18 protein-coding genes are annotated in these 19,913 nt (G+C 32.9%); 7 read left to right on the top strand and 11 right to left on the bottom strand.

Annotation, left to right across the window (positions count from 1 at the left end):
• Positions 1-2: 2 nt before the first annotated feature.
• The 7 genes from ACIQ2Z_RS00715 to ACIQ2Z_RS00685 form a co-directional block, all read right to left on the bottom strand.
• Positions 3-1,760 (bottom strand): BatD family protein, encoded by a 1,758-nt coding sequence (locus tag ACIQ2Z_RS00715; RefSeq protein ID WP_396182258.1) that lies wholly within the window; start codon positions 1,758-1,760, stop codon positions 3-5.
• Between the two features lie 5 nt (positions 1,761-1,765).
• Complete coding sequence (locus tag ACIQ2Z_RS00710; protein ID WP_396182257.1) at positions 1,766-2,512, bottom strand: tetratricopeptide repeat protein; 747 nt, start codon at positions 2,510-2,512, stop codon at positions 1,766-1,768.
• Positions 2,509-3,549: a VWA domain-containing protein gene (locus tag ACIQ2Z_RS00705; protein ID WP_396182256.1), complete on the bottom strand. Its 1,041-nt coding sequence runs from the start codon at positions 3,547-3,549 to the stop codon at positions 2,509-2,511. The genes ACIQ2Z_RS00710 and ACIQ2Z_RS00705 overlap by 4 nt, the downstream gene beginning before the upstream one ends.
• Position 3,550: 1 nt before the next feature.
• Complete coding sequence (locus tag ACIQ2Z_RS00700; RefSeq protein ID WP_396182255.1) at positions 3,551-4,552, bottom strand: VWA domain-containing protein; 1,002 nt, start codon at positions 4,550-4,552, stop codon at positions 3,551-3,553.
• A 2-nt stretch (positions 4,553-4,554) separates the two neighbouring features.
• Positions 4,555-6,165, bottom strand: a complete 1,611-nt coding sequence (locus ACIQ2Z_RS00695; protein ID WP_396182254.1) for a hypothetical protein — start codon at positions 6,163-6,165, stop codon at positions 4,555-4,557.
• Positions 6,166-6,214: 49 nt separating this feature from the next.
• Positions 6,215-7,081, bottom strand: a complete 867-nt coding sequence (locus ACIQ2Z_RS00690) for a DUF58 domain-containing protein (protein WP_396182253.1) — start codon at positions 7,079-7,081, stop codon at positions 6,215-6,217.
• A 68-nt stretch (positions 7,082-7,149) separates the two neighbouring features.
• Positions 7,150-8,154 carry an AAA family ATPase gene (locus ACIQ2Z_RS00685; protein WP_396182252.1) on the bottom strand — a complete coding sequence of 335 codons (1,005 nt, stop codon included), beginning with the start codon at positions 8,152-8,154 and terminating at the stop codon, positions 7,150-7,152.
• 258 nt (positions 8,155-8,412) lie between these two features.
• Here ACIQ2Z_RS00685 and ACIQ2Z_RS00680 point away from each other — a divergent pair, with 258 nt between their 5' ends.
• The 6 genes from ACIQ2Z_RS00680 (at position 8,413) to ACIQ2Z_RS00655 (ending at position 12,818) form a co-directional block, all read left to right on the top strand.
• Positions 8,413-9,282 (top strand): aldo/keto reductase family oxidoreductase, encoded by an 870-nt coding sequence (locus tag ACIQ2Z_RS00680; RefSeq protein WP_396182251.1) that lies wholly within the window; start codon positions 8,413-8,415, stop codon positions 9,280-9,282.
• 68 nt (positions 9,283-9,350) lie between these two features.
• Positions 9,351-9,743 carry a four helix bundle protein gene (locus tag ACIQ2Z_RS00675; protein ID WP_396182250.1) on the top strand — a complete coding sequence of 131 codons (393 nt, stop codon included), beginning with the start codon at positions 9,351-9,353 and terminating at the stop codon, positions 9,741-9,743.
• Positions 9,744-9,821: 78 nt separating this feature from the next.
• On the top strand, positions 9,822-10,973 hold the full coding sequence (locus ACIQ2Z_RS00670) for an ATP-binding protein (protein ID WP_396182249.1): 1,152 nt from the start codon (positions 9,822-9,824) through the stop codon (positions 10,971-10,973).
• Positions 10,966-11,694: a metallophosphoesterase gene (locus ACIQ2Z_RS00665; protein ID WP_396182248.1), complete on the top strand. Its 729-nt coding sequence runs from the start codon at positions 10,966-10,968 to the stop codon at positions 11,692-11,694. Before ACIQ2Z_RS00670 ends, ACIQ2Z_RS00665 begins: the two co-directional genes overlap by 8 nt.
• Before the next feature lie 143 nt (positions 11,695-11,837).
• Positions 11,838-12,323 carry a DUF6646 family protein gene (locus ACIQ2Z_RS00660; protein WP_396182247.1) on the top strand — a complete coding sequence of 162 codons (486 nt, stop codon included), beginning with the start codon at positions 11,838-11,840 and terminating at the stop codon, positions 12,321-12,323.
• A 123-nt stretch (positions 12,324-12,446) separates the two neighbouring features.
• A complete protein-coding gene (locus ACIQ2Z_RS00655) occupies positions 12,447-12,818 on the top strand; it encodes a PhnA domain-containing protein (RefSeq protein WP_396182246.1) in 372 nt (123 codons plus the stop codon).
• Positions 12,819-13,002: 184 nt separating this feature from the next.
• On the opposite strand, the gene ACIQ2Z_RS00650 is transcribed toward ACIQ2Z_RS00655, so the two are convergent.
• The 4 genes from ACIQ2Z_RS00650 to ACIQ2Z_RS00635 all read right to left on the bottom strand — a co-directional run bounded on the left by ACIQ2Z_RS00650 (position 13,003) and on the right by ACIQ2Z_RS00635 (position 16,888).
• Positions 13,003-13,374, bottom strand: coding sequence for a hypothetical protein (locus ACIQ2Z_RS00650; protein WP_396182245.1), 372 nt, complete (start codon positions 13,372-13,374; stop codon positions 13,003-13,005).
• 125 nt (positions 13,375-13,499) lie between these two features.
• Positions 13,500-15,053, bottom strand: a complete 1,554-nt coding sequence (locus tag ACIQ2Z_RS00645; RefSeq protein ID WP_396182244.1) for an aldehyde dehydrogenase family protein — start codon at positions 15,051-15,053, stop codon at positions 13,500-13,502.
• A gap of 190 nt (positions 15,054-15,243) precedes the next feature.
• Positions 15,244-15,780, bottom strand: coding sequence for a 3-hydroxyanthranilate 3,4-dioxygenase (locus ACIQ2Z_RS00640; RefSeq protein WP_396182243.1), 537 nt, complete (start codon positions 15,778-15,780; stop codon positions 15,244-15,246).
• Positions 15,781-15,844: 64 nt separating this feature from the next.
• The gene (locus ACIQ2Z_RS00635; protein WP_396182242.1) at positions 15,845-16,888 is read right to left on the bottom strand and encodes an endonuclease/exonuclease/phosphatase family protein; all 1,044 of its coding nucleotides are present in this window, start codon (positions 16,886-16,888) and stop codon (positions 15,845-15,847) included.
• Between the two features lie 135 nt (positions 16,889-17,023).
• On the opposite strand from ACIQ2Z_RS00635, the gene ACIQ2Z_RS00630 reads away from it, so the two are divergent.
• Positions 17,024-19,903 carry a carboxypeptidase-like regulatory domain-containing protein gene (locus ACIQ2Z_RS00630; RefSeq protein ID WP_396182241.1) on the top strand — a complete coding sequence of 960 codons (2,880 nt, stop codon included), beginning with the start codon at positions 17,024-17,026 and terminating at the stop codon, positions 19,901-19,903.
• Positions 19,904-19,913: the final 10 nt, after the last annotated feature.

Below are 19,913 nucleotides of genomic sequence, written 5' to 3'. Positions count from 1 at the left end.
AATTAAGAAATTTGTTTTTCCAGTTCTGATATTACTAAAACCGCTTTGTCATAATCGTGTTGCATAGCAACTGTTGATGATGGAGCATACCTTGCCAATTCACAATTTTCAGTCAGTTGAATAAAAAATTCAATAGTTTCCGTTTGTGCTTTTTTATTTGCTAAAGTTTCTTTGATAATCTCTTTACTCATTTCTGAAGTTTCAATTTTAAGTTTTGCTTTCAAGAAATTGTGCAGTGATTTTTCTAATGCTACATAAAATGGTTCTTTATTACCTAATTGTTTTTTAGCCTCTGACAAATATTTCTTTGCTAACCTATTATTTAATTTCAATTTATTCCCAACAACATCTCTATCAATAGCTTCTTTTTTCTTTTTGAATAAAACAATAAACGGAATCAATAAAAAGGGAATACTAACTAAAACATAATAAAGGTTTGAACCAAAGAAATCTTGCTTATTTATGGAAGAAAATTTCGTTTTTAAGTGAATGAATTTAAATTGATCCCCGGCAGAAATAGCTTTTTTATCAACAGATTCTGTTGTTTTTGCTGTCAGATTACCATTTTGGAATGGTCCATCTGTCACGTTAATTATAATTTCTTCTGATATAATCGTTTTATACTTCCCCGTACTTAAATCAAAGTATGAAAACCGCAAAGGTTTGATAGTGTAATTTCCTTTAAATTGTGGAATTATGGTATATTTATCAGTAATTTTTCCACTCATTCCTGTCAAAGGAGTATTCACATTTTCGGTATGTACCGGATCATACATTTCTAAGGCTGTAGGCACAACCGGTTTAGGTAAACTAAACAATTTGAGGTTTCCGTTTCCGGAAATACTCACTTCTAAATCCATGCTTTCACCATTTTTTAAATTGGTTCGGGATGGGATAACTTTAAAATCAAATTTACCGACTGCTCCTGAATAATCAATTGGTTTGCCATTTTCGGGAAGCGGTTTTACAGAAATTATTTTACTTCCTGCAGAAACACGTTTATGGTCTTTGGTCAACATTACTTGACCAAAAATATTTCTTCGGTTAGTAGGCAATTCAACATCGATATCCAATGACAAGGGTTCAATTTCAAGACTACCCGTTTTTTGAGGATACAAAACTGTTTTTCTGAGTACCACGTAACGAAAACGTTCCCCTTTAAAAGTTCCTTCTTCTGCTATTAATTGCTTAATATCAATGTTTTGACTCCAAAAATTATTATATTTAGGCTTATCTAATTCCTGCCAATTTGTAATTCCAATATTGTGACTGAAATACAGTTTATAAACGACCGTAATAGGTTCGTTTAAATATGGATTTGTTTTACTGACATCGGCCACTAAATATAAAGCATCGTTTATGGAAACTGAATTGTCAATCGGATCTCTGGGTTGTTCAACGGCATCCGAAACTTTTACTGAAATAGGTGTTGTTTTATAAACTTGTCCATTGTACTCGATTGCAGCTTGTTTAATTGAAATAGTACCCTTTTGTGTAGGCAATAAAAAATAGGAATAAGTTTTATTGAATGAACTTTTACCATTAACCCATGACTGACTCACTTGCTGACTTGGCCCGCCAACGACTCTAAAGCCATCAAACGAAGGCGGAATAAAATTATCACCGTCTACATTCATGGTGAAATCTACCCTTAAACGTTCATTTAAACCCAACGAGTTTTTACTCACTTTGGCCTCAAACTGAACTTGGGCAAAAATTGCCTGACAGCTTAATAATACTATGAATAGAAACTTTTTCATTTTTTTTACCAATCTTTTTCCGTTTGAACAGGTTTCGTCTTTACTTTTTGAGCATTCACTTTTTCCTGCACTTTCTTTTCTTCATTATTGACTGCGTCTAATAAATTTTGGACACTTTCTTTTGAAATCCCGGATGGTTGTGGCTTTGACTGACTTTTTTGATCTTGGTCTTTTTTCCCGTCATTTTTATCCTGATTTTTGTCTTTATCGCCGTCTTTTTTATCTTCTTTTTTATCTTTATCTCCGTCATCTTTTTTATCCTGATTTTTGTCGTCTTTTTTGTCGTCTTTTTTGTCTTTTTCAGGATCTTCCGGATTGTTTTTTAAATACAGTTTTGCTAAGGCATAATTATATCGGGTTTCTTCATCGGTTGGATTATTCCGTAAGGCATTTTTATAGCTTTCAACGGCTTTTGCATATTGCTTTTCTTTCATAAACACATTACCTAAATTGTGAAAAGCTTTGTGTTTTTCCGGTTTAGTTTTGGCTTTTTCTATGGCTTTCGCATAAGCATATTTTGCTTCGCTTGGCTGATTTTGTTTATAAATAGAATTTCCTAAATTATAGACTGGTGTGGCTCCGGAAACTCCTTTAGAATTTGAAACACGGTATTGTGCTTCTGCTTCTGTAAAATTTTTAGCCACAAATTCTTTATTAGCTTTTGGTAATACTTTATCTTTTTCTTTTTTCTCTTCCTGAGCTTGTAGAAAATAGGATAGCATTAAAAGTAAAATGGTTAAATTTTGTTTCATGCTTTCTTTTCATTAAATAAATTCAACTTGTTTATCCATCCTGTTTTTCGTTCCAATAGAAAAACATCTATCATTAAAAATAAAAAAGCAAAACCTAAGAACCATTGAAACTGTGATTGAAAATCAGCAATTTGTGTCGTTTCAAATTCTGTTTTTTCAATATTATCCAATGCTTTTTTAACGTATTCTAGCACTTCTTTGGTATTGCTCCCATATACATAACCACCTTTGGTTCCTTTTCCAATTTGTTTTAGAACTTCGGTGTTTAATTTTGTAACAACCACCTCATCATTTTGGTCTCGTTTAAAACTTTCCACAACACCATTTCTTTTGATAGGAATTGGGCCTCCTTTTTCTGTTCCAACACCGATGGTAATAATTTTTGCCTTTATTTTTTTGGCTTCTTCAATGGCTCCTTCAAAACCTTCTGAATGATCTTCACCATCAGAAATTAAAACTATCAATTTATTTGTCGAATTGCCTTTGTCAAAATAGTTAGCCGACATCCTAATTGCATCTTCCAATGAAGTTCCTTGCGAGGAAACCATATCGGTATTCATGCTTTGCAAATACATTTTTGCCACACCATAATCAGTCGTTATGGGCAAAACAGGGAAAGCACTACCTGCATAAGCTACAATTCCGATTCTATCACTTCCCAACTGATTAATGATTTGAGAAACAATTTGTTTGGATTTGTCTAAACGGTTAGGAGCAACATCTTCTGCCAACATACTTTTTGAAATGTCGATGGCAAATACCACATCAATTCCCTCTCGTTTAACAGTTTCTAATTTAGTGCCAATTTTTGGATTTACTAATCCTATGACAATGCAAACAAAAGCGAACAACAAAACAACAATTTTCAAAATCGGTTTAAAAATTGATTTGTCAGGGCTTAATTTTTTTACCAATTCAATATCTCCAAATTCACGTTGCTTTTTTGTTTTCCAATATAAATTTAATAGAAAAAACAGCACAATTATTGGGATAATGGCTAAAAAGTATAAATATTTTTTTTCGTCCAGTTCGTACATATTATATAAAACCTCTAAAAATTGTTTGTCTTAACAAAATTTCTACCAATAATAATAATCCGGCAATCCAAACAAAAGGACGAAACTTTTCGTCGAAATTATAAAACTTTTGTTCTTCTATTTCTGTTGTTTCTAATTTATTGATTTCTTCATAAATTTCTTTGAGCTTACTATTGCTAGTGGCTCTAAAATATTTTCCGTCTGTTTTTTTTGCGATGCTTTTCATTAAAGCTTCATCAATTTCTACAGGCATCATTCGGAATAAAAAACCTCCTTTAGGTGCATAGGCATAAGGAAACTCAGCCATGCCATTTGTTCCTAAACCTATTGTATAAACTTTAATTCCATATTCTCTTGCAATATCAGCTGCCGTTTCAGGCTCTATAAATCCTGCATTGTTCACCCCATCTGTCAACAAAATGATGACTCTGCTTTTTGCTTTACTGTCTTTTAATCGATTAATGGCAGTGGCCAAACCCATTCCTATTCCGGTTCCATCTTTAATAATATTATCATATTGAATACTTTTGATGGCATTAATCACAACCGATTTATCACTGGTTACAGGCGATTTTGTATAACTTTCAGCGGCATAAACCACTATACCAAATCGATCATTGGGACGGTCATTTACAAAATTAGCAGCCACTTTTTTTAACGATTCCAATCGATTTGGTTTTAAATCTTTGGCTAACATACTCCCGGAAACGTCTGTTGCAATAACTATATCAATTCCACGAGTGGTTTTTGTTTTATTACTGATGTCAACGGTTCTTGGTCTTGCTAAAGCAACAATTAAAAAACTTAAAACTAAAATTCTTAACACAAAAAGAATTGGTTTTAGTTTAGGCAAGACTGAACTTTTTACTTTAAATCCTTTCAAAGAACTCACTTTTAATGTTGCCGTTTGTTTATTTCGCTTCCAAATATGCCATGCTATTGCAACCGGCAATAAAGTGAATAACCAAAAAAACTTTGGATGTAAAAAGGTGATGTTTTCCATAGTTATTTCATTTTGGCAATTTCAACAGAATTCATAATTCGTTCTGTAATTTGATTAGCTGATTCATCTCCTTCATCTTGTAACACCATGACTTGTTGCAAACCTCCCTCTTGAGAAAAGTAAATCATTTCATAATAGGCTTTTCTGCTTTTCTTTGTTATTGGATCAATAATTGTCATTGTACCATAGCCTCTTAATCCGTTAAAACCTTCTTTAGAACTGAATTCTTCTTGTTTCAATAAAATATTCTGTGCTCCTTGTGCTTCCATTATTTCGAGCGACCCTTCCATTGCTTTTGCTAAGTCAATCTTAATTTCTTCTTTAAATTTATTAGTCATTATAACAATGTAATAATGATCTAAAATAGCTCCATATCCAAACATTTGCATGTCTTTCATCAAGGAAGACGATTCTTTGTTCATGTATTTATAAACATCCATTCGTTTCAACACTTTTGGAGTTTCAATTTTTATGGGTGGATTACCGTATTCGCTCAAAACCCATTCCCCTTCCAATAACTCTTTGGTTGGATGACCAATGATTGTGTCTTTTACAAATTCAAATCCTTTGGTTACAATTAAAATTCCCATCACTACAAAAAGTAAAACTATAAATGATAAAACAAGGGTTGTGATTTTGCGTTTTCTTTTTCTTTTTAGGATTTTATCTTTGTTAAAATCATTGTCTACTAACTCTTCTTCTACAACTTCAGGAATTGATTGGTGAATTTTATAAATTGTTTTTTCAATTTTTGATTTGTCTTCTACAATTTCAAATTCAAGTGGTTTTGATTTGGCAAATTTTACTAAATCTGCTTGTTTTAAAACCTTTTCGAGATTTTTTATTGTTTCATCATTTAAAGCTAATTTCTTTTTTACAATTGCAATTTTGAAAGCTGCAATCAATTCGTCGGTAGTGCTTTCCATTGCCGGAATTTCGATGGCTTCCTCAATATATGTTCTGACAATATCTGTCAACTCAGAATAATAAGCTTTAACTTCTCCTCTTTCTACTAAGCTCTTTTTTTCTAATGTTTTTAGGTGAGCTGTTGCTTTTTCAATCGGCGAAGCATAAACAATTTCTTCAACTTTAGGTTTTTTGTTTTTTTGAATTAAATAATAAATCAAATAGCCAATCCCTGCTAAAACAACTAAAATCAATAGATATATCCACCAAGGCCATCCGTCATTATCAACTTGGGTAATATCTTTAATATCATACATCTGTTGTTTTAGCGTATCAACTACCACATTTGAAATTTCAACCAAAACACTATCAGTTGGATAAGGTTTTGAATTGATTATAACTTGTAGAGAAGGAATGACAAATTTTCCGCTATCAAATTGAGTTAAACCATATTTCTTAATTAGTTGATACTTAAAATTTTCCTTGATTGTATCGGTAGGATAACTTTCTAGTACTTCTAAACGTCCAAATAATTTACCTTCCGGAAAAGTCACTTTTGAAAGTGTATCAACCGAAGTTTTTAAAGTCAAATTAATTTGAGCTCCTATTTTAACTTTATTACTATCTACCGAAGTTGTCACTCTTTTTTGTTGAGCAAAAACTATGGTTGAGAACAGAATAAAGAATATATATAATTTTATTTTCATGTTTTGTTTCACAGCTATTCACAAAGGTTAGTTTGAAATTTGCTAATGATTATCTGGATTTAAAGTAGCTTAATAATTTAGTTACATAACTTTCATCTACTCTTGTGTTTACAGTTCCTGAACCACATTTTGAAAAAGTTTCTTTGAAAAAAATTACTTTTTCGTGGTAATATTTTTCATACTCCATCCTAATCGATTTTGAATTGGTGTTTACTAACATTGTTTCGCCTGTTTCAGCATCGAGCATATTTACCATTCCGATATTTGGCATTTTTTCTTCACGAATATCAAACACTCGAATTCCGGTTATATCATGCTTTTTCCCTGCAATTTTAAGGGTATTTTCATAATTATCCTCGGTAATAAAATCAGAAATAAAAAAAACAATAGCTTTCTTTTTCATCACACTGGATAAAAATTTCAATGCATTTGAAATATTAGTTTTATTGCTTTTGGGTTGAAATTCGATTAATTCACGAATAATTCGCAACACGTGTGATTTCCCTTTTTTTGGTGGAATATAAAGCTCAATTTCATCGGAAAATAAAATCAATCCAATTTTGTCGTTGTTTTGAGTAGCTGAAAAAGCCATTGTTGCTGCTATTTCTGTTACAATTTCACTTTTCAACTGATTTTTTGTTCCAAAACTTTCAGAACCGGAAATATCTACCATTAACATCATGGTCAACTCACGTTCTTCTTCAAAAACTTTGATATAGGGATCGTTGTAGCGAGCTGTTACATTCCAATCAATGGCTCGAACATCATCACCAAATTGATACTGACGCACTTCTGAAAAAGTCATCCCACGGCCTTTAAAAGACGTGTGGTATTCACCCGAAAAGATGTGATCGCTCAATCTTCGGGTTTTGATTTCTATTTTTCGTACTTTTTTGAGTAGATCTTTTGTTTCCATCTTCAGTAGTTTTCAGTCGCAGTTTTCAGTCGCAGAAAGTTAACAGATATAAAGCTGTAAACTAAAATTTAAGGTACTTCAATCTCATTTACTATTTTGTTGATCATTTCAACTGAAGTAATATTTTCAGCTTCTGCCTCATACGTGATGCCTATTCTATGACGCAACACATCATGAACCACTGCACGAACATCTTCCGGAATTACATAACCACGACGTTTGATAAATGCATAACATTTTGCTGCAGTAGCTAAATTGATACTTCCTCGGGGAGATGAACCGAAACTGATTAATGGTTTTAGACTTTCTAATTTATATTTTTCAGGGAAACGAGTAGCGAAGATGATATCTAAAATATATTTTTCAATTTTTTCATCCATGTAAACTTCACGAACTGCTTCTTGTGCTCTCAATATTTGTTCAATAGAAATGACGGCGTTTACTTTTTCATGACTTCCTTTTAAATTTTGACGAATAACCATTCGTTCGTCTTCCATTTTTGGATAATCAATTACTGTTTTTAACATAAAACGATCGACTTGAGCTTCGGGTAACGGATAAGTTCCTTCTTGTTCAATCGGATTTTGAGTAGCTAATACTAAAAAAGGTTTGTCTAATTTAAAAGTCGTGTCACCAATGGTCACTTGTTTTTCCTGCATAGCTTCCAACAGAGCAGATTGCACTTTTGCCGGGGCACGATTAATCTCATCAGCAAGCACAAAATTGGCAAAAATGGGTCCTTTTTTGATGGAAAATTCATTTTGTTTGATGTTGTAAATCATCGTACCAATTACATCGGCTGGAAGTAAATCGGGTGTAAACTGAATTCGACTAAACGAACCTTGAACAGCTTGAGATAAGGTGTTAATAGCTAAGGTTTTAGCTAAACCCGGAACTCCTTCCAACAAGATATGTCCCTGCCCCAAAAGACCAATTAACAAACGTTCAATCATATGCTTTTGACCAACAATTACTTTGTTCATTTCATAGGTCAGCAAATCAATAAAAGCACTTTCTCTTTCAATTTTTTCATTGATGGCTCTAATATCCAACGTAGTTGTATTTTCTTCCATTTTATCTGGTTTTATAAACGAAATTTTATTTGTTAAATTTAACAGTGCAAATTGAAAATTTTATTCCTTTCAAGATGTTAACATAGCGTTAAAACTTATTTGAAATAGTACGCTTTAAGAGTGTTTTGTGATTTAGTTTTTATAATTTTAAGACCGAATAAAAAAAGTTGCGGGTTTGAAAGTTTCAGGTTTCAGGTTTCAAGTTAAAATCACCTAATTAATAATTACCCTTTACCTATTGCCATAAATTATAAAAAAATGAAAATAAAATTATCTCCTGTTGTAGCAGGAACTATGAATTGGGGTGTTTTGGACAAAAAGTTAAGTGTCGCTGAAATGTCCAATTTAATTCTAATTTGTTTAGAAAATAAAATAACTACATTTGATCATGCTGATATTTATGGTGGATATACTACAGAAGCATCATTTGGTGAAGCTTTTAAACAAAGTAACATCAATCGTTCAGCCATTCAATTGTTCACAAAATGTGGCATTCAACATCTTTCCGATAATCGAAATAATCGCATTAAGCATTATGATTATTCAAAGGAATACATTGTATGGTCAGTAGAAAATTCGCTGAAAAATCTTCAAACTGATTATTTGGATGTTTTTTTACTTCATCGTCCGAGCCCTTTAATGCAAGCTGACGAAATTGCGGAAGCGATTGAAAAGTTAAAAAAAGAAGGTAAAATAATTGATTTTGGTTTGTCAAACTTTACGCCTTCTCAAACGGATTTAATTCAACAAAAAACGAACGTGTCGTATAATCAAATTCAATTTTCTGCAACTCATTTTCTGCCCATGTTAGACGGAAGTTTAGACCATATGCAAGTTCACAACATCCGTCCGATGGCATGGAATCCATTGGGAAATGTTTTCAGAGAAGATTCTGAGCAAACCAGAAGATTAAAAAAAGTGTTAGTTCGATTAACTGAAAAATACGAAGTAGGAGCCGATATTTTATTGCTTTCTTGGATTAAACATCATCCTTCAAACATTATTCCGGTTGCCGGAACTGTTAATGTTGCCCGCATTCAACAATTGCAAAAAATCGAGCATATAAAATGGGATATTGAAGATTGGTTTGAAATTTGGGCGGATAGTATGGGGAATAAGGTGCCTTAAATTTCAAGTTAGAAAGTTCCGGGTTGCGAGTTTCGGGTTAAAAAGGGATAGATTAAAAAAACAGATTTATGGCTACAATTAATTCATTTGAAGAACTTGATATATGGCAATTAGGTAGAGAAATATGTAAAGATGTTTGGGATAAATTTGAAAACAAATCCTTAGGAAAAGATTTTGAGTTAAAGAACCAAATGAATCGTTCTTCTGGTTCAATTATGGATAATATTGCTGAAGGATTTGAAAGAAACGGCAGAAGAGAATTTATTAACTTTTTAAGCTATTCAAAAGGTTCTTGTGGTGAATTAAGATCACAATTATTTAGAGCGTTTGATAGAAATCACATTTCTAAAGAAGAATTTGAATTCTTAAAAGAAAAAACAATTACAGAAAGTAAAAAAATAGGTTCTTTTATGGCTTATTTAGTAAAATCTGATCATAAAGGCAGTAAGTTTGATAAATAGTTAAAAGGCAGTAAAGTTGAGAGTTAACCCATAACTCGCAACCCGTAACCCGCAACTTTCTAACCCGTAACTTTAAAAATGATCAACAAACGCCTTCTTATCAAAAACCTATTAGCTCACAACGATGAGAGTAGCTTTTATGACAAAAAACGTCAGTTGAATTTGCATTCTAAAGAAGGGAAGGCTAAATTTTTAAAACATATTTGTGCATTATCTAATTCTAACCCAACCAATAATTCGTATATCGTTGTGGGTGTAGAAGATAAGGATAATGAGATTACCGGAGATGATTTTTTTGATGATAGTCGAATTCAAAATTTAGTGAATGCTTATTTAGAAAATCCTCCCAAAATTCAATATGAAAATGTTCCTTTTCCAAACCTACCGAAAGATAAAGTAGTGGGATTGGTTACCATAAAAGCAAATTCCAAAGTTTCCTTTTTTAAAAAAGGAATTCACACTACTCAGGCTCGTACCGTTTTTATTCGAAGAGGAAGTAATTCAATCCCCACAGAAGATAAAGTTCCCTTTTCAAAATTGAACACTGAAACAGTAATTGGCATTGAAAATAATTCGAGAAACAGTATTTCACACACTCTGGAAGGCGTTTTAGATTTTTTAAATAACCGTCATAAAGATATGGCTACCAACTACCATGTTTTCAAAGAACTTTTTGTCGTTTGTTGGGCAGGTCATAAGAAAAAAGTGCGGGATAAAACCTTCTTTTCCAGAGTTGATATTGAATTAATTAATGAGCAAGTAAAACTTTTTTATTCCGCCTTTGATGAAGTGACGATAGAATATGATAATAAAACTTTTTCGATTACTGAATATGTTCCGTTAGGGTTGAATGACAAAACGAGTTATTATCCGCTAGAAAAGCAAACGCTGACCTTTTTTGACAACGGTTATTACAAAATTGAAACTTTCTTTTTATTTGAACCGCCTCAATACAATCGAAAAATGATGTTTCATATTTACAATTCAAACTTATCTTTGCTGCAGAAATTGCAAAAAGGAATTTCCTTATCTGAAAGAGAAAAAAGAGATTTGTTGAATTTACCTTCTACGCTGATGATTTGTTTTTTGAATGGATTTGAAGACGCTAAACAAAAATTAATTGATGCCAAACCTTTACTAAAAGCAACTGAAAACCCATCGGTTTATGTAAATTTTAAAGAAACGTTACGCATTTTGAGAAAAATGAAATATGATAAAAACAATGACTAATAAATTTGTAATTGGTGACATTCACGGTGGTCTTCGGGCTTTACATCAGGTGTTGGAAAGAAGCCAAGTCACAAGAGAAGACACTTTAATTTTCTTAGGCGATTTTGTCGATGGTTGGAGCGAATCACCCCAAGTGCTTGATTTTTTAATTGAATTAAATAAAAAACAAACCTGTATTTTCATACGAGGCAATCATGATGATTTATTGTTGAATTATCTAAAAACAAATTCCTATCATCAAGAGTGGATTAAACACGGAGGTCAATCAACTATCGATTGTTATCAAAAAGTTTCTACTGTTGAACGAAAAAGACACATCGAATTTTTAGAAGGATTAAAAGATTATTATCTTGATGACCAAAACAGACTCTTTATTCACGCCGGTTTTACCAATATGAACGGAATTGATTTTGAATATTTTCCGAAATTATTTTATTGGGATAGAACCTTGTGGGAAACTGCACTAAGTTTAAATCCTACCCTTTCTAAAGACAGTATTTTTTATCCAAGACGTCTCAAATTATATAACGAAATCTATATTGGCCATACACCAACAACACGAATAAACGAAACAATTCCAACAAACAAAGCCTGTATTTGGAACATTGATACCGGTGCAGCATTTGTTGGCCCATTAACAATTTTAAACGTAGATACTAAGGAATATTGGCAAAGTGAACCCTTGCCACAATTATATCCCAATGAAAAAGGAAGAAATTAATGTTTGCGTGTTAAAATTAAAATTAATATATTTGAAAAATTTTTATAACAATGAAATCGATATTAACAACGCATTTGCGTAAATAAACACCCATAAAAAATAAAGTAATTCTAATAACTTATAAAAAAAATAATTATATACATATGAAAAAATTATTCACTTTTGGATTGATTTTAAGTGCATTTTTAGCTAATGCACAAGCTTACAGGGGAGAAGGAGATCAAAAATTTCAATTAGGTGTTAACTTTCAAGATCAAGCAACAGGAATTACTTTCTTTTATGATCGTGGAATTGGAGAAAATATTTCAATCGGTTTGCAAACTGTCTATCTTTTAGGTGTTGATGGAGATGGTTCTGAATTTAAAGATGAATTTGACATCAAAGCTCGTTTTAATGCCAATATTGGAAGTGTCATGAAGTTACCTGAAACTATTGATATTTATCCCGGTTTAAATATTGGTCTTAGAAATTTTGGAGCACATGCCGGGGTTCGTTATTTCTTTTCAGACGGATTTGGAGTGTTTTCTGAAGTTGGATTTCCAATTGCCTCTTACGACAAAAACCCTGTTGGTTATGAAAAATTAAACAATCAATTCCAATTTAGTATTGGTGCTTCTTTCAATCTATAATCAAATTTCCAAACGAGCATCATCGGAAAAAAACTACAATACCGAGGCGGTTCAAAATGTGAAATAAGTAGAATTGAAGACGATTTAGTAGTTTATACTGTAGCCCATAAAACAGAGGAAAGTTTGGAAAATAGTATTTTGATTACAAAAGCGTTAAAAGACCAAATAGAAAATCCAGAAACAACAAATGCAGCAGATTGGCGAGGATTAAATGACAGCATGTGGAACGAGAATCTACCTGTACAAATCGTTTGTTGGCGAATGTTAGCCCGATTAAAAAATCACGATTTACTGGAAATGATGTATTTGGATGAAGATGCTTTAGCGTGGGTAAAATCAACCAATGAAGGAGATGAGGAAGAAGGAAAAATTATTCACAAATATTTGAATGGAAACATATTGAAAGACAGCGATTCAGTGGTTTTGATTAAAGATTTAGATGTAAAAGGTGCTAACTTTACAGGAAAACGTGGAGCTGCTGTTCACAACCATTAAATTGGTTTGGGATAATGCTAATTTAATTGAAGGACGCGTTGAAAATCAAAGTATTTATATTTTGACTCAATACGTAAAGAAAACGAAATAATTTTCTATTTGAGAAAATCATACCATTAAAAAACCCTGCATAATTAGTTATTTTGCAGGGTTTTCTGTTAAAAATTACTAGTTTAATAAACTTTTAATTTGGCACCAAAACCACATGGATTTGTTGTGGAATTACATGACACACATCTCGAGTGACAGTTATACTTTCAGTGGAGTAGGTTTGATATCCTTCTTTTGAAACGATAATGATATAATTCCCTTCCCGTTCATAAGCACCGGAAAAAATTGGATCATTTTCATTCACCACTACTAGTGTTTCTGAATAATTGCCATCTGTTGCAACCACAGTTACACCTTCACTGGTGATGGAACTCATTGCCCCTAAACTAACCGAAACATTCAATGCTGCTTTTGCTTCTTGTGTACAATAAACTTCATCGTCATCATCGCAAGTCATTGCAAGTAAAAACGGTGTGAAAGCCAATAATAAAAAGATTTTTTTCATGTGTTTACTTTTTTGATTATTGTTTAGATGCTAAAAAAGTAAATTAGTTGCGTAAAAAAAACCTGCAAAATTAAAAATTTGCAGGGTTTTCTTTTTTCTATATTCTTTGTTCTATCCTCTTAAGATTACAAATCAAATTTAATTCCTTGAGCCAAAGGCAATTGGTCAGAATAATTGATTGTGTTCGTTTGTCTTCTCATGTACACTTTCCAAGAATCAGAGCCACTTTCACGTCCACCACCGGTTTCTTTTTCACCGCCAAAAGCACCTCCAATTTCTGCTCCGGAAGTTCCAATGTTTACGTTGGCAATTCCACAATCTGAACCGGAGAATGACAAGAATTTCTCAGCTTCTTTCAATTCATTTGTCATAATGGCAGAAGACAATCCTTGTGCAACTCCGTTTTGTAATTCAATTGCGTTTTCAACTTCACCGCTATATTTCATAAGGTATAAAATTGGAGCAAACGTTTCATGTTGTACAATTTCAAAATTATTGTCGGCTTCAATAATGGCTGGTTTTACATAACAACCGGATTCATAACCTTGTCCATTCAAAACACCTCCGTCAACTAGTACTTTTCCACCTTCCGCTTTCGCTTTTTCGATGGCTGCTAAATAGATATTTACCGCATCGACGTCAATTAAAGGGCCGATGTGATTTTTTTGATCGAGTGGGTTACCAATTGTTAATTGTTTGTAGGCTCCAACAATCGCATCTCTCACTTTATCATAAACCGTTTCGTGAATAATTAACCTTCTTGTTGAAGTGCATCGCTGTCCGGCAGTTCCCACAGCACCAAAAACAGCACCCGGAACCACAACTTTTAAATCTGCAGTTGGTGTGATGATAATAGCGTTATTTCCTCCTAATTCTAATAAGGATTTTCCAAAACGTTGAGCAACCGTTGTTCCAACAATTCTTCCCATTCTGGTGGATCCTGTAGCAGAAATTAAAGGAATTCTAGTGTCGGTAGTCATCATTTCACCAACTTTGTAATCGCCATTGATGATACAAGAAATTCCTTCCGGTAAATTATTATCTTTTAAAACTCCTGCAATAATATTTTGACACGCGATAGAACATAATGGAGCTTTTTCGGATGCTTTCCAAACGCAAACGTCGCCGCAAATCCATGCCAAAGCAGTGTTCCAAGACCAAACAGCCACAGGAAAATTAAAAGCAGAAATGATTCCTACTACGCCTAAAGAATGCCATTGTTCTCGCATTACGTGGCTAGTACGTTCAGACGGAATCGTTTGCCCGTTTAATTGACGTGATAAACCGACAGCAAAATCGCATATGTCAATCATTTCCTGCACTTCACCATAGCCTTCTTGCAACGATTTACCCATTTCATAGGAAACTAATTTACCTAGAGGCTCTTTCAATTCTCTTAATTTGTTTCCAAATTGACGAACAATTTCACCACGTTGTGGAGCTGGCATTGCTCTGAAGGTTTTGAATGCCGCAGTTGCGGTTTGCATTACTTTTTCATAATCGGCTGCGGTGGTAGTTTTTACTTTTCCAATTAATTGACCATCAACAGGCGAATAACTTTCCAATATTTCTCCATTTGCAAAATGGTTATTTCCGGTTGAAGTTCCTTCGTTAATGGCTTTTACACCTAATATTGCTAAAGCTTCGGTCATGCCGAATTGTTGTGCGATTGTTGACATTACAACTTTTTTAAAGGTTTTTGTTATATTTTTTACGAAGATACCGAAATATTTCGATTTTGAAAACTGCTTCGTTTTCATTCTTAGCTTACTAATGAAACTTATTGAATGATATTAACATCTGATTTGTCTATAAAAAAATTTGTGAATAAGCGCGGTTGCTTTTTTTACCGCTGATTCGCAGATTTGATTATTTGGCTGTAAATCGCGGATCGGTTTCCATGATAGTACCGCAATTTTTACATGTTCGCAACTCAATCGAATTATAAAAGTGCTCAAAGTGTTTTAAAAAATCTTCTTCGATGTCTTTTAATTCGAAATATACTTCGTATAATTTTTGATTACAATTGTCGCAAAACCATAACAAACCATCAGGAATATCTCTCCCAACTCTTTTACGTTCGACAACTAGTCCGATGGAATTTTCAGAACGATTGGGAGAATGTGGCACTTTTGCAGGAAGTAAAAACATATCGCCTGCCGAAAGTTTCATTGCTTTTTTCTCACCTTTGTCTTGAATATAAACAGTTATTTCCCCTTCCAGCTGATAAAACAGTTCCTCCGTTTCATTGTAGTGGTAGTCTTTTCGGGCATTCGGTCCGCCAACAATCATCACAATATAATCTCCGGAATCAACATAAATATTTTTATTGCCAACAGGTGGTTTAAGCAAGTGACGGTTTTTTTCAATCCATTTAGTTAGATTGAATGGTTTTTGTATAGCCATTAGATAAACTTTTAGAATTGTAAAGTTATAAAATAAAAAAAGCCGAAATGAATCGGCTTTACATTTATTTATATTCTTTCACCAAGTAAATATAAACCGGGAAGTGATCACTAAAACCCGGTTCAGAAGGTGAGTTTCGTAGAGGATATCCCTTATACTGTCCGGTTTGCTGAATCATATACGGTTTGTTGTAAATACCGGCTTTCCAATATTGGTAGGTTGAAAAATCTTCCAATACAAATTGCTGCGAAACCATAATTTGGTCAAAAATATCACCGGAATCACGATAAAACAAAGAAGAATTACCATCTTTTGCCATTTGTTCAAAAGGATTGAAAATATCGCCAGGTTCTTTTAATTCTGTTTTTTTAAGTTTGGCACTAATTTCTTTTTTTACACTTTTATTATAAGGTCCATCATTCAAATCGCCCATAGTAATAATTTTTGCATTAGGATTTATCATTAATAAAGAATCCATTATCTTTCTGTTTAAGGCTCCTGCAGCTTCACGATAAGGACTGCTTCTTTTTTCACCTCCTGAACGGGAAGGCCAGTGGTTAATAATAAAATGCATTTCTTCTCCATCTAAGTATCCGCTAACTAAAAGTTGATCCCGCGTATAAACTCTTTTTCCACTACCATCAAAATTAGTTATGATTAATGGGATATTTGCAGAGCTTGTTGGCGTAAAGTGTTTCTTTTGATATAAAAACCCAACATCAATTCCTCTGCTATCGGGAGAATCATAATGAACAATTCCGTAATCTTTAGCTAACAATTTAGGTGTTTTAATCAAATCTTCTAAAACACCTCTGTTTTCAATTTCACAAACACCTATGATTGTTGGAGAATTAGCTTGTTTTTCGTTGACTGCAATTTCTGAAAGAACTCTTTCAAGATTTTTTAATTTTTGTTGGTATTTATCACTCGTCCATCCTTGTGCTGGTGTATATTCTTCGTCAAAAACATTAGGATCATCTTTTGTATCGAAAAGATTTTCAAGGTTATAAAACGCAACGGTATGCACTTTATACTTTTTGTCTTGGGCAATGACACTGTTTATTGCGAAAATCACAACAAAAACAGCTATTAACTGTTTAATTTTCATAAATTGTATATTAAATTACTATCAAGTTTATTACAAACTTTACACCAAAAGTAAATAATATTATTAAAAGATGTACATTTGCGGGCTGTTAAGAAATAATTAACTTAACGAACGTAAATTAATTCTATATTTTTTATGAAAAAACTAGTTTTTAGTATTTTACTCATGATGCAGGTGATTGTGGTTTTTGGACAACAAACATCTAGTATTACAGGTAAAATCGTTGATTCTAAAACTCAAAAACCGCTTCAGAGTATTGTTGTTGCAGTCCAAAACACAACATTAATTAAACTTACTGATGCACAAGGTGTTTTTATTATTGAAAATGTACCTGTTGGAGAACATTTAGTTTTAGTGAGAAGCACAGGTTACCTACAACAATTATTATCAGTTGATGTTGTAGCTGGACAAACGTTAGACTTAGGTGTAATTGCTCTTGAAGAAGACATTACGACTGAGCAACAGTTAAGTCTAGTCACCATTACTGAATCAGATTTAGGAGATGACAATAGTGGCTCCGATAATACCGCTGGACTTCTGCAAGCAACGCGTGATGTATTTCAACAAGCAAGTGCATTCAATTGGGGTCAAGCAAGATTTAGAATAAGAGGTCTTGACAACGAATATGGTACTACCATGATAAATGGAGTTATTATGAACAAAATTTATGATAACAGACCACAATGGGGAAATTGGGGTGGTTTAAATGACGCTACCAGAAACCAAGACTTCACTATGGGTTCTACTGCTTCAGACCATACTTTTGGTGGAATTTTAGGGACTCAACAAATTTATACCAGAGCTTCCATTTTCAGACCTGGAACCAGATTATCTTTTTCTGGAACCAATACCAATTATAGTTGGAGAATGATGGGTACCTATGCTTCAGGGATGGACAAAGACGGTTGGGCTTTTGTTATTTCAGCATCAAGACGTTTTGCTCAAGAAGGTTATTTTGAAGGAACAGATTATTCTGCAAATTCAGTTTTTGCCAGTATAGAGAAAAAAATCAATAATAGTCATAGTTTAAACTTTACTTCTATTTATGCTCAAAACAGTAGAGGGAAAAATTCTCCTAATACGAATGAAGTAACTGCTATTGCCGGCGAAAAATATAATTCCTATTGGGGTTACCAAGACGGTGAAAAAAGAAATTCAAGAGATAGAGATTTAGAAGAACCTATTTTCATGTTAAGTCATTATTGGAATATTAGTCCTAAAACTAAATTAAATTCAAACGTAACGTATCAATTTGGTTCTATTGGGAATTCTAGAATAGACTTTCAAGATGTAACAAATCCTGATCCAACTTATTATAGAAATTTACCAAGTTATTTTTCATCATTGTACAACAATAATCCGGATGATGTAATGCAACAAAACCCTGCTGCTTATCAACCGGGTGGATTAGGTGGTATTTTTACACCTGATTTAGTTGGAGCTACAAATGCCAATTTCTTTAATCAACGTCAGATTAATTGGGATTCCATGTATTTAGCTAATTCTATTCCTATTGTTGATGAAAATAATCAGGAAATCGGTCGTGAAAAAGCAAGAAGTAAGTATGTTTTGTATCAAGACAGAACAGATGACAAAACTTGGACATTTAATACGATACTAAACTCTCAATTAAGTGACAATATTGGACTTAATGGTGGAGCCTCTTACACAAGATTAAATTCAAATAACTATCAATATTTAGAAGATTTACTAGGTGGTCTTTATTATGACGACATCGATAATTTTCAAGATGGTGATGCTTCTCAGTCGGATTTAAATAATCCGGACAGAAAAGTCGTAGAAGGTGATAAATACGGTTACAACTATAACTTATATGCTAACGTATTAAGAGCTTTTACTCAGTTTAAATTTACTTTCAAAAAAATTGATTTCTATGTAGCTCAAGAATTTACACGTTCTGAATACCAAAGAGAAGGTCTTTATAAAAATGGAATTTATCCAACAAATTCTTTTGGTGATGGTGAAAAAATTGCTTTTGATAATTTTGGATTTAAAGGCGGATTGACTTATAAACTTACCGGTAGACATTTTATTAATTTTAACGGTGTCTATATGACCAAAGCTCCTTCTTTAAGAAATACTTTTCCAAATGCACGTTTAAGTAATTTTGTGTTTGACGGATTAGACAGCGAAACAATTTCCAGTGCAGATTTAAGTTATATTATTAGAACACCAAAATTAAAAGCAAAAATTACAGGATACTATTCTAAAATTCAAAATGCAACGGAAACTTCTTTCTTTTTTGCTGAAGGTGCTTTAGAAGATACTGATGATGATGGTGGAGATGCTTTTGTAGCTGAGTTTGTTACCGGTATGGATAAACTTCAAATTGGTGGTGAATTTGGTTTAGAATATCAAATCACCTCAACAATTAAAGTGAATGGTGCTGCTGCGTACGGACAATATACTTATGCAAACAATCCTAATGTATATTTAAATGTGGATGCCAATGCAGTAAATGATTTACCTCCATTAATTGACCTTGGAACTTCTAAATTAAAAGATTACAAAATCCCCGGATCACCTCAACAAGCTTATTCCTTAGGTATGGAATATAGAGACCCTAAATTCTGGTGGATTGGAGCAAACGTAAATTATTTAGCAGATAGCTATCTAGACGTTTCTGCATTGATGAGAACAGATAATTTCTTCAGAAATCCAGCAGACATTAACGGTTACCCTTTTCCAGAGGCTACTGAAGAAAGAGCTAGAGAGTTGTTAAAACAAGAAAAATTTGATAGCTTTACTTTAGTAAACCTTGTAGGCGGTAAATCATGGAGAATAAGCAATAAGAACAGAAATACCATTGGTTTCTTTGCTTCAATCAATAACATTTTTGACGTTACATACAAAACAGGTGGTTTTGAACAAGCCAGAAATGCTAATTACAGAGAATTAAATCAAGACGTTTCAAGTGGAACGCCATCTTTCGCTCCAAAATATTTTTATGGTTACGGAAGAACCTATTTTGTTAACTTTTACATCAACTTATAATTAAAATACT

Source organism: Flavobacterium sp., assembly GCF_044361015.1.
In the GTDB taxonomy this organism is placed as follows: Bacteria; Bacteroidota; Bacteroidia; order Flavobacteriales; family Flavobacteriaceae; genus Flavobacterium.
This window is presented reverse-complemented; position numbering and strand designations above follow the sequence as displayed.